This is a genomic window from Streptomyces sp. NP160 (assembly GCF_006335115.1).
GTDB lineage: Bacteria > Actinomycetota > Actinomycetes > Actinomycetales > Quadrisphaeraceae > Quadrisphaera.
Window position 1 is genome coordinate 1 of record NZ_VDMJ01000035.1, and the last position, 15,695, is coordinate 15,695.

11 protein-coding genes and 1 pseudogene are annotated in these 15,695 nt (G+C 76.0%); 3 read left to right on the top strand and 9 right to left on the bottom strand.

Features of this window, described 5'->3' with window-relative positions; all coding sequences use genetic code 11:
- The 4 genes and pseudogenes from FHN55_RS16835 to FHN55_RS16850 all read right to left on the bottom strand — a co-directional run.
- Positions 1-332, bottom strand: a pseudogene (locus tag FHN55_RS16835) (hypothetical protein); the annotation flags it as partial.
- 71 nt (positions 333-403) lie between these two features.
- Positions 404-5,287: an ATP-dependent helicase gene (locus tag FHN55_RS16840; RefSeq protein WP_139713495.1), complete on the bottom strand. Its 4,884-nt coding sequence runs from the start codon at positions 5,285-5,287 to the stop codon at positions 404-406.
- Positions 5,288-5,323: 36 nt separating this feature from the next.
- A complete protein-coding gene (locus FHN55_RS16845; protein WP_139713496.1) occupies positions 5,324-6,064 on the bottom strand; it encodes an IclR family transcriptional regulator in 741 nt (246 codons plus the stop codon).
- On the bottom strand, positions 6,061-7,509 hold the full coding sequence (locus tag FHN55_RS16850; RefSeq protein ID WP_180357908.1) for an APC family permease: 1,449 nt from the start codon (positions 7,507-7,509) through the stop codon (positions 6,061-6,063). Before FHN55_RS16850 ends, FHN55_RS16845 begins: the two co-directional genes overlap by 4 nt.
- 137 nt (positions 7,510-7,646) lie before the next feature.
- Between FHN55_RS16850 and FHN55_RS16855 the strand changes: the two genes are divergently transcribed.
- The 3 genes from FHN55_RS16855 to FHN55_RS16865 are packed head-to-tail and all read left to right on the top strand — an operon-like array spanning position 7,647 to position 11,562.
- Positions 7,647-9,125 carry an APC family permease gene (locus FHN55_RS16855; protein ID WP_139713498.1) on the top strand — a complete coding sequence of 493 codons (1,479 nt, stop codon included), beginning with the start codon at positions 7,647-7,649 and terminating at the stop codon, positions 9,123-9,125.
- A 26-nt stretch (positions 9,126-9,151) separates the two neighbouring features.
- The gene (locus FHN55_RS16860; RefSeq protein ID WP_139713499.1) at positions 9,152-11,110 is read left to right on the top strand and encodes a primary-amine oxidase; all 1,959 of its coding nucleotides are present in this window, start codon (positions 9,152-9,154) and stop codon (positions 11,108-11,110) included.
- A 5-nt stretch (positions 11,111-11,115) separates the two neighbouring features.
- Positions 11,116-11,562, top strand: a complete 447-nt coding sequence (locus FHN55_RS16865; RefSeq protein ID WP_139713500.1) for a hypothetical protein — start codon at positions 11,116-11,118, stop codon at positions 11,560-11,562.
- On the opposite strand, the gene FHN55_RS16870 is transcribed toward FHN55_RS16865, so the two are convergent.
- From FHN55_RS16870 to FHN55_RS16890, 5 genes are all read right to left on the bottom strand, one after another.
- Positions 11,519-12,172, bottom strand: coding sequence for a response regulator transcription factor (locus FHN55_RS16870; protein ID WP_139713501.1), 654 nt, complete (start codon positions 12,170-12,172; stop codon positions 11,519-11,521). The genes FHN55_RS16865 and FHN55_RS16870 overlap by 44 nt on opposite strands.
- Positions 12,169-13,398, bottom strand: a complete 1,230-nt coding sequence (locus tag FHN55_RS16875) for a sensor histidine kinase (RefSeq protein WP_139713502.1) — start codon at positions 13,396-13,398, stop codon at positions 12,169-12,171. Before FHN55_RS16875 ends, FHN55_RS16870 begins: the two co-directional genes overlap by 4 nt.
- Positions 13,356-14,219, bottom strand: a complete 864-nt coding sequence (locus FHN55_RS16880) for an ABC transporter permease (RefSeq protein WP_139713503.1) — start codon at positions 14,217-14,219, stop codon at positions 13,356-13,358. The genes FHN55_RS16875 and FHN55_RS16880 overlap by 43 nt, the downstream gene beginning before the upstream one ends.
- Complete coding sequence (locus tag FHN55_RS16885; RefSeq protein WP_139713504.1) at positions 14,216-15,076, bottom strand: ABC transporter ATP-binding protein; 861 nt, start codon at positions 15,074-15,076, stop codon at positions 14,216-14,218. The genes FHN55_RS16880 and FHN55_RS16885 overlap by 4 nt, the downstream gene beginning before the upstream one ends.
- Before the next feature lie 176 nt (positions 15,077-15,252).
- Positions 15,253-15,612: a DUF3817 domain-containing protein gene (locus FHN55_RS16890; protein ID WP_218974762.1), complete on the bottom strand. Its 360-nt coding sequence runs from the start codon at positions 15,610-15,612 to the stop codon at positions 15,253-15,255.
- Positions 15,613-15,695: the final 83 nt, after the last annotated feature.

Here is a 15,695-nt window from a genome sequence, read left to right on the forward strand (position 1 = left end):
ACCGCCTCCCGGGTGCTGGGCTCCTGGTGGGCCAGCCAGCAGCAGAAGGTGTAGATGGCGGCGTCGGTGGCCTCATCGGGACCGCAGATCGGGCGCAGGTCCTCATCGAGGTGGTCATAGGCCGCCGCCAGCTCCTGCTCGCTGAAGGCAGCAGGGCCGGGCAGGCGCCCGGCGGCGGTGATGGCGTCGCGGGCGGGGCGGTGGCGTTCGGGGCGCGGTCCGCGCAGCGGGTCGGGGGTGAGCACGCCGGGGACCCGGCGGCGACGGCGCCGCGGGGGCGGCGCGGGCGCGGGGGAGGGGGTGCCTCCGGGGGTGCGCTCGCCGCTGCTCACGGACGTGATCTTACCGAACATGCGTTCGGTAGCGCAACCTCAGCAAGCCTCTGACCTGCACCTCAGCGGCTTCAGGCGCGCACGCGCAGCCCCCGCGGGGTGGCCGTGAACCCAGCTGCCTCCAGTGCCGCCGCGAGCGGTGAGGAGCCCGCTGAGAGCACCCCCTCGCCGTCGGCCTTCTCCACGGTGAGCCGCCCCAGGGCGCCGTCGCGGACGGCGAGGGCCAGGGCGTCGGCCCCCGCCTGAAGGGCTTCGGCCTCCTCGGTGAAGGACAGCAGCGTGCGGCCGCCGCGCTCCACGTAGAGGACCAGCTCGCCGTCCAGGAGGACCACCAGCGCACCCGCCTTGCGGCCCGGCCGGTGCCCTGAGGCCCCGACCTCGCCGCGCTCCGGCCACGGCAGCGCTGCGCCGTAGGGGTTGGCGGGGTCGGCTGCAGCCAGGACGACCGTCCGCGGCCGGTCGGCCTCGGAGGAGCCGGGAGCCCCGGGCGCGACCGAGCGGCCCTGCCAGTCGCCGCGCCCGATGGTCGACAGCGGCCGGGACGCTGCGCGCAGGCGGTCGACGGCACCGGTCGAGGCGAACTGCGAGGCGCCCAGCCCCTCCACGAAGTAGCCGCGGCGCACCCGCCCGGCCTCCTCCATGGCGGCCAGCACCCGGTAGACCGCGGCGAAACCGCCGGGCAGCCGCTCGGACGCCACGGCCCCGCGGGTCAGCACGCCGTGCCGGTCGAGCAGCACCTCGGCGGTCACCGAGGCGCGCACGGTCGGGTCGGGCTCGAGCTCCGGGAGGAGCGACCACCGGCCCACCGTGCTCGGCGGCCCGGTCCGCGGCGCCCCGCCGAACCCCCCGCCGGCGCTGCCGGGCCGTCCCAGCCCGCCGCCGGCGCGGCCCAGCCCGCCGTAGCGCGACCCGGTCCGCCCGTAGCGGGACCGCGGCGCGGCCCGCGGACCCTTGTGGGCGGTCTTGCCGCCGGCCAGCCGGGCGCGCAGCGGCGCCAGGGTGTCGTTGGTGGCGTAGCCGGCCCACGCGAGGTCCCACAGGACGCGCTCCAGGGTGGCGTCGTCGACCCCGCCCTCCTCGGTCGCGTCCAGCGCGGACGCCACCGAGCGGAAGAAGTGCGCGCCGCCGGACGCCAGGACGTCGAGCACCGCGCGGTGGACGTCGGTGAGCTCGAGCTGCTCGTCGGGCAGCGCCAGGGTGACCGGAGCGGCGTCAGCGGTGTGGAGCGAGACCCACCCGTCGTCGCCGGGCAGCGACCCGTGCCCCTGCCAGACCACCTCGCCGGCGGCGGTGAGCTCGTCGAGCAGCGAGCGGGAGTACCGCTCCACCCGCACCGGCAGCACGAGCGACTCCAGCGCGCTGGCGGGCACGACGGCACCGGCCAGCTGCTCCACGGCGCGCAGCACGCCGTCGGCGCCGCGCAGCCGGGAGCCCACCTGCTGCCACCCGGGCAGGAACCGCGCGAGGTCCCGCGGGGGCACCGGCTCCACCTCGGAGCGCAGCGCGGCCAGCGAGCGGCGGCGCAGCAGCCGCAGCACCTCGGCGTCGCACCAGTCCGGCGTCCCGCCCGGGTCGGTCGACAGGGCGCCGTCCAGCGCGAGCCGCACCTCGGAGGGCAGGAGGTCGCCCGAGACGACGCGCCCGGACGCCGAGAGGCGCCGCAGGGCGTCGACGACGACGGCCACGCCCGTCCCCAGCCGTGCCGCCACCGTGGCGGCGGTGAAGGGCACGTGCGAGCGCGCCCAGCGCGAGACGAGGTCGGCGACCGGGTCGGGCACGGGCGCGGTGAATGCCTCCGGCACCCCGACGGGCAGGGCCGCGCCGAGGGCGTCGCGCAGGCGGCCGGCGTCCTCCACAGCGGCCCACCGCTCCTCGCCGGCGATCCTCACCCGGATGACGCGGCGCGACGCCTCGAGGTCGACCAGCCACGCCGCCGCGTCGTCGGGGACAGCTGACCGGGCGGCCACCTCGCCCGTGGTCAGCGGCCCGAGCACCCGCAGCAGGTCGGCGACGTCCTCCGCGTCGCGGCTGCGGCGGTCCTCCGCGAGGCGCTGCAGCTCGGCCTGCGTGCGGGTGAGCTGCTCGGGGTCGAGCAGGTCGGCCAGCGACGCGCCGTCGCCGCGACCCAGCAGCTCGGCGAGGAGGGTGGGGTCGAGCGAGAGCGCCGCCGCGCGCTTCTCGGCCAGCGGCGTGTCGCCCTCGTAGAGGAACTGCGCGACGTACCCGAACAGCAGCGACCGCGCGAACGGCGACGGCTGCTCCGTGGTCACCTGCACCACGCGCACCGCGCCCGAGCGCAGGTCGCGCAGCAGCGCCTCCAGGCCCGGCACGTCGAAGACGTCGGACAGCACCTCGCGCGCCGTCTCCAGGACCACGGGGAACGACGGGTAGCGGCTCGCGACCTCCAGCAGCTGCGCGGCCCGCTGCCGCTGCTGCCACAGCGGCGTGCGCCGGTCGGGACGACGACGGGGGAGCAGCAGCGAGCGCGCCGCGCACTCGCGGAACCGGCTCGCGAACAGCGCGGAGCCGCCCAGCTCCGCGGTGACGAGCGCCTCGACGTCCTCCGGCTCGACGAGGACGGCCTCCAGGACGTCCGGCGGCTCGCTGCGGGCGGTGAGGTCCCCGTCCCAGTCGGGGCTGAGGAGGTCGAGGTCAGGAAGGCGCAGCACGATGCCGTCGTCGGACGACATCGCCTGCGCGTCCAGCCCGAACCGCTCCCGCAGCCGAGCCGCCAGCGCCAGGGCCCACGGCGCGTGCAGCTGGGCGCCGAAGGGGGAGTGGACCACCACGCGCCAGTCGCCCAGCTCGTCTCGGAACCTCTCGACGACGATCGTGCGGTCGTCGGGCAGGTGGCCGGTGGTCTCGCGCTGCTCGGTCAGGTAGGCGTGGAGGTTGTCGGCGGCCCACTCGTCGAGACCCGCTGCCTGTGAACGGGCTCGGGCGGCGTCGTCGTCGAGGGCACCGACCTCGCGGGTGAAGGCGCCGATGGCGCGGCCCAGCTCGTAGGGGCGCCCCACCGCCTCGCCGTGCCAGAACGGCAGCTTGCCGGGCACGCCGGGGGCGGGGGTGACGAGCACGCGGTCGTGGGTGATGTCCTCGATGCGCCACGTGGAGGTGCCGAGCGTGAAGACGTCACCCACGCGCGACTCGTAGACCATCTCCTCGTCGAGCTCGCCGACGCGGCGGCCCGGACCCTCCCCGGAGGCGAGGAAGACGCCGTAGAGGCCGCGGTCGGGGATGGTCCCGCCGCTGGTGACGGCGAGGCGCTGCGCACCCGGCCGGCCGGTCAGGACGCCGGTGGTGCGGTCCCAGACGATGCGCGGGCGCAGCTCGGCGAACTCCTCGCTGGGGTAGCGGCCGGCGAGCATGTCGAGCACCGCCTCCAGCACCCCGCGCGTCAGGCCGGAGAAGGGGGCGGCGCGGCGGACGAGGCGCTCGAGCTCGTCGACGGTGACCTCGTCGAGGGCGGTGATCGCCACCACCTGCTGGGCGAGGACGTCGAGCGGGCTGGCGGGCACCTTGAGGGCCTCGATGCCGCCGGTGCGCATGCGCTCGGTGACGACCGCGGTCTGGACCAGGTCGCTGCGGTGCTGGGGGAAGAGCACGCCGCGACTGGTGGCACCGACCTGGTGCCCCGCACGGCCGACGCGCTGCAGCCCCGAGGCCACCGACGGTGGGGAGCCGACCTGGACGACGAGGTCGACCGCGCCCATGTCGATGCCCAGCTCGAGGCTGGAGGTAGCGACGACGGCGGGCAGGCGGCCGGCCTTGAGGTCCTCCTCGATGAGGGTCCGCTGCTCGCGGCTGACCGAGCCGTGGTGCGCCCGGGCGAGCACGGGCGCGTCGACGGGAAGGCCCTTGCTCTGCCCTGCCTGCGCCATGACCTCGGCGGGGGTGCGCCGGGCAGCAGGCCGCTGACCTGCGGCGGAACCCTCACCCTCATCCTCGACCTGAGCGTCAGGGTCTGCTTCGTCGACGGCGTTCCGCTCGGCCCACACCTCGTTGAGGCGGGTGGTGAGGCGCTCGGCCACCCGGCGGGAGTTGGCGAAGACGATGGTCGACCGGTGAGCGGCCACGAGGTCGACCACGCGCTCCTCGACCGCCGGCCAGATGGAGCGGCGCTGCGGCTCGCCGGCCGCCAGGCCGGTGAGGTCCTCCTCGGACTTCTGGCCGAGCTCGCCCATGTCGGGCACCGCCACGACCACCGAGAGGTCCCACGACTTGGCCGACGGCGGCTGGACGATGGTGACGGGGCGCCCGCCGTCCTCCCCGATCGCTCGGGCGCCGGACAGGAACCGCGCGACCTCCTCGACGGGCCGGACCGTGGCCGACAGCCCGATCCTCTGCGCCGGCTGGCCGCCGCCGGCCTCGAGCAGCGCGTCGAGGCGCTCCAGGGTCAGGGCCAGGTGCGCTCCTCGCTTGGTGCCCGCCACCGCGTGCACCTCGTCGAGGATCACCGTCTCGACCCCGCCCAGCACCTCGCGCGCCCTGGACGTCAGCAGGAGGAACAGCGACTCCGGCGTGGTGATGAGCACGTCCGGCGGGCGGCGCGTGAAGGCGCGGCGCTCGTCGGCCGGGGTGTCGCCGGAGCGGATGGCCACGCTCACCTCGGGCACGGGGGCCCCCTGGCGCTGCGCGGCGTACCCGATGCCCAGCAGGGGGGAGCGCAGGTTGCGCTCGACGTCGGTGGCGAGGGCCTTCAGCGGTGAGACGTAGATGACGCGGGTCCGGCGCAGCGGGTCTTCGGGGCGGCCCTGCACCGCCAGCCGGTCCAGCGCCCACAGGAACGCCGACAGCGTCTTGCCCGAGCCGGTGGGCGCGACGACGAGCGCGTGGTCACCGCTGGACACCGCCCGCCAGGCGCCCTCCTGCGCGGCGGTCGGCTTCTCGAAGGCACCGCGGAACCAGTCCCGGGTGGGCGCGGAGAAGCGCTCCAGCACGTCGTCCTGTGGCACCTCTGGATCGTCGCACCGACCACCGACAACGGCTCCTCAGGCGAGCAGCGGTTCCAGCGCCCGGGCGCAGCTGCGGGCGGCGTCGAGGTGGTCCACGGGTGGCCGCTGCCGCGGCGCGGTGAGCAGGACGGCCCCGACCAGCGCCCCGTCCGCCCCGCGCACCGGCGCGGCCAGGCAGGCGACGTCGTCGTGGAGCTCGCCGGCCTGCGCCGCCCAGCCGCGCTCCGCCGTCTCGTCCAGCCGTGCCTGCAGCTGGTGCGGGCGCACCACCGTGTCCGCCGTCAGCCGCACGAGCCGCGACGGCGGGTGCACCTCGCGCCAGTCCGGCTGGTCGGCCAGCAGCAGCCGGCCCGCCGCCCCCGCGTGCAGGTGCCGCTCCAGGAGGGCCGGGTCTCGCAGGGGGAGCTCGGGGTCGACGTCGGCGCAGCGCAGCACCGTCGGCCCGAAGACCACGAGGTGCACGCCCACGCGCACCGAGCCCCGCAGCCGGGCCACCTCGTCGCGAGCCGCGCGGGAGAGGCGCGTCTCGGGCGCGCCGCCGGTCAGGGCGGCCGCCCTGCGGCCCAGCGCGAACCCCCGCAGGTCGGGCATCCGCACCAGGTACTCCTCGCCGACCAGCAGGTTCAGCAGGCGGTACGTGGTGGCCGGCGGGAGGTGCGCGAGCTCACCCACCTCCTTGGCCGTCACCCCGGCGCCCGCGTGCGCCACCACCTCCAGCACCGCGAGCGCGTTCTGGACGGCACCGGGCTGGCGGCCGGTGAGCCCCCTGTCGGTCACGTCCCGGTCCGCAGCAGGCTGCGCCGGGTCGGCTCGTCGTAGACGCCGGCGCGTGCGAGCCGCTCGGGGTGGCGGCGGCGCAGCCAGACCAGGCGGACCAGGCCGGGCACCAGCAGGGCCGCGAAGACCAGCGCCATCGACTGCCCACCCGCCCAGGGGCCGGCGACCGCCGCGCCCACCAGCAGCACCGCGCAGGAGGCGGAGGCGACCACACCGCCCACCAGCGCGGGCCGGGTGAGCTCGCCGATGCGGTGCAGCAGGGCCGGCGCGGCGGCGCTGACCAGCGCGTACGCCAGCAGCGAGCCGAACGCGGCCACGGTGACGGCCCCGCTGAGCACGGCCCGCGGGGGCGCGCCGGTGAGCAGCACCACCACAGGGACGAGGACCACGGGCGGCAGCGCCGCCAGCAGGGCCCGCACCGGGGTCCCGGTGCGGTCGCGGGCCTCACCGAGGGCGGACGGGAGCACGCCCTCGCGGCCCATCGAGAACAGCACCCTCACCAGCGCCGTCACCGCGCCGCTCGTGCACGCGACGAAGGCGGCCGCGGCAGCGGCGTCGAGCAGGGACGGCAGGAGGCCGCCGGCCTCGGCCCGCACCAGCCCGTCCAGGGGCGCCCCCGAGAGCAGGACCGCGAGCGGGGCCTCCCGCAGCAGCACCACCTGCGCGGCCGCGCCCAGGAGCAGCACCACACCGCCGAGCGCGGGCGTCCACAGCACCGCCCGCGGCACGAAGAGCAGCGGACGCCGCGACTCCACCCCCAGCACGGAGGAGCTCTCGAAGCCCATGAAGGCGGTGACGGCCAGGAGCAGCGCCAGGGCAGCACCCCCGGCGGTGGGCACGGCGTCGACGAGCACGGCGCCGGCCGGCTCGGCGGCTCCGGCCCGCGGCCCGCCGCCCAGGAGCAGCACCCCCAGCAGCACCAGCACGAGGGTGAGGGAGACCGCCTCCAGCGCCAGCACCAGCCGGGCCGACAGCTGCACGCCCCGCGCGGCGACCAGTCCCACCCCCGCCCCCACGACGACGACGCCGAGCGCGACCGCCGCGGGCTCGTCGGCCCACCCCAGCAGCGCCGCGGCGTACAGCGCAGCCCCCGTGCAGGAGGAGACCGCCAGCGCGGCGTAGGCGACCACCAGCGCCCACCCGCACACGACGCCGGTGACGGGGCCGAGGCCCCGGGCGCAGTAGCTGTAGACCCCGCCGACGGCGGCCATCCGGCGGGCGGCGTGGCGGACGCTCCAGGCGACGAGCACCACCAGCGCGCCCGCCGCGGCGAACGCGGGCACGGTCAGCACGCCGCCCGCCGCGGCGACCAGGGCGGGCACCGTGACCAGCGCCGCCGTGGGGGCGAGCACCGCGACCGACTGGGCCAGCACCTCGAGGAACCCCAGCCGCCGGCGCCGCAGGCCCTCCACGGGGGAGGTCGCGGCGAGGGCGGGTGCTGGCACCGGGTGAGGGTGGACCAGGCGTGTTGCGCCGGTGTTTCCCCGGACGAGAACGCGGGCCGGCCGTTCCCGCTCGCCGGTCTCCCGCCGACCCACGACCGGAACGGCGGTGCAACGCGGGCGGCCCAGGGTTGCCGCCCATGGCCACCACGTCCGCCCCGCCGAGCGGGGCCACCACCGCTCAACGCCCCGAACGGCTGACCGGGCGCCTCGGCGTCGGGGCCGTCGTCTTCATGGTCGTCGCCGCCGCGGCGCCGCTGACCGTCGTCGCCGGGGCGGTGCCCATCGGCATCGCCAACGGCAACGGCGCCGCCTACCCGGCGATGTTCGCCGTCTCCGCCGTGGTGCTGGCGCTCTTCGCGGTCGGGTTCACCGCCATGACCCGCCACGTCCCGAACGCCGGCGCCTTCTACTCCTACATCGGTGTCGGGCTGGGCCGCGGCGCCGGGCTGGGCAGCGCCCTCGTCGCGCTCATCAGCTACGTCACCGTCCAGTGCGCCGTCTACGCCTACCTCGGCTACGCCACCGGCGAGCTCGTGGCCAGCTGGACGGGTGCGTCCCTGCCGTGGTGGGCGTGGGCGTGGGCGCTGGCCGGCGTCGCCGTGGCCGGCTGGCTCGGCTTCCGCCACATCGAGCTGTCCGGCCGCGTGCTCGGCGTGCTGCTGCTCGCGGAGATCGGCATCGTCCTGGCGCTCGACGCCGCCGTCGTCCTGCGCGGTGGGGCGGAGGGAGCAGGCCTCTCGACCGCGCTCGTCGAGCCCTCCCAGCTGCTCTCGGGCGCGCCCGGGCTGGGCCTGATGTTCGCCGTCGCCGGGTTCATCGGCTTCGAGGCCACCGCCGTCTTCCGCGACGAGGCCCGCGACCCCGACCGGACCATCCCGGTGGCCACCTACGTGGCGCTCGCGCTGATCGGCGTCTTCTACACGCTGTCGGCGTGGGCCGTGGTGTCGGCGTTCGGCGACGCCGAGGCCGTGCAGGTGGCCACCGCCGACCCCGGCTCCATGGTGGCGGTCGCCGCGCAGCGCTACCTCGGCACCGCCGCCTCCGACGTCCTGCAGGTGCTCCTGCTCACGAGCCTCTTCGCCGCGGTGCTGTCCTTCCACAACGTGCTCGCCCGGTACGCCTTCTCCCTGGCGAGGGCCCGGGTGCTGCCCGCCGCCGCCGGCGCCAGCCACGCCCGCCACGGCTCGCCCCACGTCGCCTCGCTCGCCACGACCGCCGTCGGCGCCGCGGTGCTCGTCGTCTGCGCCCTGGCCGGCCTGGACCCGGTGATGGAGGTCTTCACCTGGCTCTCCGGCGTCGCCACCGTCGGGATCATCGCGCTGATGCTCCTGACCTGCATCGCCGTGCTCGTCTTCTTCCGCCGCGCCCGCGTCGACCGCCGCCCCTGGAACACCCTGGTCGCGCCCGCGCTGGGCCTGCTCGGCCTCGGCGGCGCGCTGGCCCTCGTCGTCGTCAACCTCCCGCTGCTCATGGGCGGGTCCGTGGCGCTCGGCGTCGGCACCGGGGTGCTGCTGCTGGTGGCGCTGGGGGCGGGCTGGGTGCTCGCCGCCGCACGACCGGCCGCCGCCGCCGAGCTGCTCCTCACCCCGCGCGCCGAGGGCGCGCCCCAGATCTGACCGCCTGCGCGAAGGGAACCCCCGCCATGACCATGCTCGACGAGCCCACGACCACCACTGCTGCCCACCCGCTGTCCCGGCTGTCGCCCGCCGAGATCACCGCCGCCGCCGACGCGGTCCGCGCCGCGGGGCTGGTCGGGCCGAGCACCGCGTTCGTCTACACCGGCCCCGACGAGCCCCACAAGGACGTCGTCCGCAGCTGGAAGCCCGGCGACGCCGTCCCGCGCTCCGTGCGCGTCATGCTGCTCGACCGGGCCACCGGCACCGGCACCGACGCCCACGTCGACCTCGCCGCCGCCGGCGGGCCGGTGGTGACGGCCAGCACCGTCGTCGACGGGCTCGAGGGCCACATGCCGATCCTCGACGGCGAGTTCGAGGTCATCGAGGGCCTGCTCGCCGACGACGAGCGCTGGGCCGCCGCCCTCGCCAAGCGCGGCGTGGAGGTGGCCGACGTCCGCGCCGTGCCCCTGTCCGCGGGCTCGTACTTCCCCGAGGAGCACGGCCACCGGATCGTCCGCGTGCTCGGCTTCCACCAGGCCGACCCCGACGACCTGCCCTGGGCCCACCCGGTGGACGGCGTGGTCGCCTACGTCGACATCACCACCGGCGAGGTCACCGCCGTCCACGACCTCGTGGACCTGGAGGTGCCGACCGAGCGCGGCGACCTGCTCTCCGGCGTCCACACCTCCCCGGCGCGCGACCTCAAGCCGCTGGAGATCACCCAGCCGGAGGGCCCGTCGTTCACGGTGGAGGACGACGTCGTGCGCTGGGCCGGCTGGGAGGCGCGGATCGGCTTCGACGCCCGCGAGGGCCTCGTGCTGCACCAGGTGGGCATCGACGGGCGCTCGGTGCTGCACCGCGCGTCGATCTCGGAGATGGTCGTGCCCTACGCCGACCCCTCACCGGTGAGGTTCTGGCAGAACTACTTCGACACCGGCGAGTACCTGTTCGCCCGCTACACCAACAGCCTCGAGCTCGGCTGCGACTGCCTGGGCGACATCACCTACCTGGACGCCGTCATCGCCGCCGAGGACGGCACCCCGCGCACCATCCGCAACGCGATCTGCCTGCACGAGGAGGACTACGGCGTCGGCTGGAAGCACTCCGACATGTTCACCGGCGCCTCCGACACCCGCCGCTCGCGCCGCATGGTCATCAGCTTCTTCACCACCATCGGCAACTACGACTACGGCTTCTACTGGTACCTCTACACCGACGGCCGCATCGAGCTGGAGGCCAAGGCCACCGGCATCGTCTTCACCTCCGCCTACCGCGGCGAGGAGCACCCGTACGCCACGCAGATGGCCCCGGGGCTGGGCGCTCCGTTCCACCAGCACCTGTTCGCCGCGCGGCTCGACATGGCCGTGGACCAGCGCCCCGACGATCACGGCGGGTGGACCGGCAACACCGTGCTCGAGGTCGACGCCGCCCGCGTGCCGGTGGGGCCGGGCAACCCCTACGGCAACGCGTTCACGCGCGCGACCACCCCGCTGACCAGCGAGGGGGAGGCACAGCGGATGACGGATGCGACGGTGGGGCGGACCTGGGTGGTGACCAACCCGTCGGTGACCAACCGGCTCGGGGAGCCCGTCGGCTACGCCCTGTACCCCCAGGCCAGCCCTGCGCTGCTGGCCGACCCGGAGTCCGTGGTGGCCTCCCGCGCGGCGTTCTCCACCAAGCACCTGTGGGTCACCCCGCACGACCCGGCGCAGCGGTACGCCGCCGGCGACCTCGTGAACCAGCACCCCGGCGGCGCCGGCCTGCCCGCGTACACGGCGGCGGACCGGTCCGTGGAGGACACCGACGTGGTGCTCTGGCACACCTTCGGCCTCACCCACTTCCCGCGCCCGGAGGACTGGCCGGTCATGCCCACCGACTACACCGGCTTCCAGCTCAAGCCCCACGGGTTCTTCGACAGGAACCCGGCGCTGGGAGTGCCCGCGGTGCTGACCAGCGGGCGCTCCCACTGCTCCTCCGGGCGCTGAGGGAGGTGAGCGTGCGCGCCGTGGGCCTGGTCCTCGCGGTCGCCGCCGCGGTGGTCCACGGCGCGCTCGCGGTGGCGTCGCCGAGCGCGGTCGCGCTGGCGATGCTGCCGCTGGCGGCGGGGTGCCTGCTCTGCGCCCGGCACCTGGAGCGAGCCCTCTCGTGGGCGGGGTGCGCCGTGCTCGACGCGGCGATGCTCGGGCTCATGCTGCTCGACCACGTGGCGGCGGCCACCGGCCCGGTGGTGGGCGCGGGCCACCACGGCGGTCACGCCGTGTCGCTGCTGCCCGGCACCACGGCGACGGTGGGCCGGGCGCACGGGCTCATGGCCGTGGCCGAGGCCCTGGTGGTCGCCCAGCTGGCCCTCGCCGTCGTCGTCCTCCTCGCCTCCCTCCTGCGGGCGGGGGGCGTCAGGCGGGCGGGGGCAGCAGGCCTCGCGACATCGCCACGGTGACGGCGGCGGTCCGGTCGTCCACGCCGAGCTTGGTGAAGACGCGCAGCAGGTGGCTCTTCACCGTCGCCTCGCCGATGAACAGCTCGGAGGCGATGGCGGGGTTGCTCAGGCCCCGCGCGACGCACGCCAGCACCTCCGTCTCGCGCGCCGTGAGGCGCTCGGTGGCGGGCTCGCGCATCCGCGTCAGCAGCCTGGCAGCCACCGGCGGGGCGAGCACGGTCTCCCCGCGGGCGGCACGGCGCACGGCGTCGGTCAGGGCGGCCCGGGGGGCGTCCTTGAGCAGGTAGCCGGTGGCGCCGGCCTCGACGGCGCGCAGGATGTCGGCGTCGGTGTCGTAGGTGGTGAGCACCAGGACGTGGGCGCCGGGGTGGGCGGCCTTGAGGCGCGCGGTGGCGGCCACGCCGTCCACGCCCGGCATCCGCAGGTCCATGAGGACGACGTCGGGGCGGTGCTGCTCGTACGCGGCGAGCACGCCGGCGCCGTCGTCGACCTCCGCGGTGACCTGCAGGTCCGCCTCCGCGGACAGCAGCGCCACGATGCCGGCGCGGACCACGGGGTGGTCGTCGACGACGACGAGGCGCAGCGGCTGCTGTCCGGCGGCGGCGGTCATGCGGGCACCCTGACGCGCAGGACGCACCCGGCGCCACCGTCGGTGCGGTCGGCCAGTGCGGCGGACCCGCCGACCTGGGCCGCGCGGGCGGCCATCGCGGTCAGCCCGTAGCCGGTGCTCGTGCCGGCGGGGACCGCGGCCAGCCCGGTGCCGTCGTCGGTGACGGTCAGCTCGACGCCCTCGACGTCGACCGCCAGCGCCAGGACGACGCGAGTGGCACCGCCGTGGCGGCGGGCGTTGCCCAGGCCCTCCTGGGCCGCGCGCAGCAGCACCACCTCCGCCTCGCTGGTCAGCGGGGGGAGCGCAGCGGGCAGGTCGAGCTCCACCGCGGTGCCCTCGACGGCGGACGTGCGCGCCGCGAGGCGCTCCAGGGCGGCGAGCAGCCGGTCTGCCTCCTTGCCGGCGGCGAGGTCCGGCGGGGCGTGCGCCGCCACGATGGCCCGCGCCTCGGCGAGGTTGGCGCGGGCGGTGGACTCGATGAGGGCCAGGCGCTCTCGGGTGTCGCCGTCCTGGGCGGCCTGCGCCAGCGCCACGATGCTGAGGAACCCCTGGGCGAGGGTGTCGTGGATCTCCCCGGCCATCCGCTCGCGCTCGGCGAGCACCCCGCGGGCGTGCTCGGCGGACGCCAGCTCCGCGCGGGTGGCGGTCAGCTCGGCCACCAGCAGCGCCCGCGACTCGCTCTCGCGCACCAGCCCGGTGATCCACAGCCCCAGCACGATGGCGGCCGCCGCCTGGAGGAACGCCGTCGCCACCGCGTCCGGCACCGAGGCGGCCGCCCAGCCGTTCCCGGCCAGCTGCGCCAGTCCCAGGGCCGCCGGGGTGGCGATGACGACGACGACGGCAGGCGTGCGGCTCGGCGTCATCGCCCACGCCTGCGGGAAGAAGACGAACAGGGGGGCGAGGGCCACGCCCGGGCCCAGGACCAGCGCGAGGACCACCAGGCAGGCCGTGGTGCCCGCGGTGTAGAGCGCGTAGCGGGCGAGCGAGCACCGTTCGCCGAGGAGGCGCGTGCCGACGACGAGGTACAGCGCCGCCGCTGCCGCCAGCGCGGCCACCCCGGTGAGCCGGGCGGCCAGCGGAGCGCTGCTGAGGGCGAGCACCGCCACCGCGGTGACGGCCAGCACGCCGTACCAGGCGGCGTGCCAGCCGACCCGGCTGCGCTCCCAGAAGTCCATGAGCTGCGTCAGCCGTCCCCGCGACGGCGCCAGCGGAAGGTGGTGCGGCACAGCACCAGGCCGACCACCGTCCAGCCCGCCAGGACGAGGGCGATGAGGCCCAGCTGCCAGGAGCCGGCGGGCTCTGCCGCCGCCATCGTGTCCGGCAGCAGCGCCGCGCGGAAGCCCTGCGCCATCCACTTCAGCGGGAACACGGCGGCGACGTCCTGCATCCACCCCGGCAGCTGGCTGTAGACGAAGAAGACCCCCGAGATGAACTGCAGGACCAGCACGACCGGCGCGGTCACCGCGCTCGCCGACCGGCCGGTGCGGGGGATGCTCGAGTAGGCGATGCCGAGCAGGGTCCCAGCGGCCGCCCCGAGCACCGTCACCCACGCCAGCGTCAGCCACTGCTGCGGCCCGGCGGGCAGGTCGACGTCGAAGAGCAGGTGCGCTGCGGCCAGGAGCACCGCCATCTGCACCGCCCCGGTGACGACGACGAGCCCCACCTTGCCGAGGAAGTACGCCGCCGGCGGCATGGGCGTGCCCTCCAGGCGCTTGAGCAGGCCGTCGTCGCGCTCCACCGCGATGGAGATGGCGAGGGACTGGAAGCTCACCAGCAGCACTCCGGAGGCCGCCATGCCGGCGGTGAAGTACTGCGTGAAGCTCACGCCGGGGGCGACGTCTCCGGAGAAGACGGACCCGAAGATGAACAGGAAGATGATCGGGAAGAAGACGTTGAAGATGAGCGCGTCCCAGGAGCGCGACAGCTCCTTGAGCTCCACCGCGGTCCGCGCCAGCGAGGTGCGCAGCAGGAACGCGGGGGAGCGGAAGGCCGACGGGTCGGCGGTGGGGCGGGTGCGCGCGGCGCGCGTCGTCGTCGTCGAGCTCATCGGGTCGCCTCGCTGGTCGGGCTGAGCAGGGACAGGTACGCGTCTTCCAGGGTGGGCCGGTGGACGCTGAGGCCGTCGAGCTCGCCGACCTGGGCGTGCAGGCGCGCCACCAGCGCTGCCGGCTCGCGGGTCAGCTCGGTGCGCCAGGTCCCGCCGTGGCCGCGCCAGCGGACGGTGGCGGGGGCGGTGTCGCGCCCGCCCAGGGTGGCGGGCGTTCCGGTGGCGACGATGCGGCCGCCGTCGATGACGGCGAGCGCGTCGGCGAGCACCTCCACCTCGTCGAGGTAGTGGGTGGTCAGCAGGATCGTCGTGCCGTCGGCCGCGAGCAGCTGCACGAGCGCCCAGAACTCGCGGCGGGCCTCCGGGTCGAAGCCCGTGGTCGGCTCGTCCAGGAAGAGCAGCTCCGGGTCTCCGACGATCCCCAGGGCGACGTCGAGGCGCCGGCGCCGGCCGCCCGACAGCGCGCTCGCGCGGGTGCGGGCGTCGTCGGCGAGCCCGACCTGCTCGACGACCTCCTCCGGGCGCCGCGGGGAGGGGTAGAAGGTGGCGAACTGCCGCACCACCTCGGTGACCGTGAGGTCGGACAGGTCCTTGGTCGACTGCGCGACGATCCCGATCCGGCTGCGCCAGGCGGGCGTCGGGTGGCCGGGGTCGGCACCCAGCACGCTGACCTGGCCGGACGTGCGGGCGCGGTAGCCCTCGAGCACCTCCACGGTGGTCGACTTGCCCGCCCCGTTGGGGCCGAGCAGCGCGAACACCTGCCCGGTCGGCACCTCGAAGGAGACCCCGTCGACGGCGCGCTTGGCGCCGTAGTGCTTGTGGAGCTCGGTGACCCGCACGGCCGGCTCATCGCTCATGGTGAGGAGCCTGCCCCCTGCGGGGCGTGGTGGGGCAGCGGCCGCCGGTGGGTCGTGCCCTCCACCGACCGGTGGAGGCCCCGCCGCTGCCCCCTTCCCGCACTCGCGCACCCCAGTGCTGCATGACGGGGCGCCGAAGCAGCACTCGGGTGCGCGAGTGCGGGAAGGGGATGGGGTCAGACGAGGACGCGCTCGCGGGAGCGGCTGGGGGTGAGGCGGCCGGTGCGGGCGGCCCAGACCTCGAAGACGACGGTGAACAGCGGCGGGACGCTGCACACGAGCGCAGCGAGCCCGGTCAGCCAGTGCCAGCGCAGCACCCGCCAGGCGAGGACCGACAGGACGAGGTAGGCGACGAACGCGGCGCCGTGGAGCGGGCCGAACACCTTGACGCCCACCTCGGTGGTGTCCGCGGCCAGGTACTTGAAGTACATGCCGGTGAGGAGGCCGACCCACGTGAAGGCCTCGACGACGGCGACGGTGGTGAAGGCCCGCAGGACCAAGCGCTGGCGGTTCGTCAGGGCGTCGGTCGCAGGCACCTCCCGATCACACCACCCCGGAGGGGGGTGACGGGACGCGTGCCACGGCCCGCGTGGCGAGCCTCACCACGGCGAGGGGAGGA

Bases quoted from the DNA above. Each gene is read 5' to 3' on its own strand.
- FHN55_RS16880 (WP_139713503.1), bottom strand. From the start codon at position 14,219: ATGAGCTCGACGACGACGACGCGCGCCGCGCGCACCCGCCCCACCGCC.
- FHN55_RS16860 (WP_139713499.1), top strand. From the start codon at position 9,152: ATGACCATGCTCGACGAGCCCACGACCACCACTGCTGCCCACCCGCTG.
- FHN55_RS16885 (WP_139713504.1), bottom strand. From the start codon at position 15,076: ATGAGCGATGAGCCGGCCGTGCGGGTCACCGAGCTCCACAAGCACTAC.
- FHN55_RS16870 (WP_139713501.1), bottom strand. From the start codon at position 12,172: ATGACCGCCGCCGCCGGACAGCAGCCGCTGCGCCTCGTCGTCGTCGAC.
- FHN55_RS16855 (WP_139713498.1), top strand. From the start codon at position 7,647: ATGGCCACCACGTCCGCCCCGCCGAGCGGGGCCACCACCGCTCAACGC.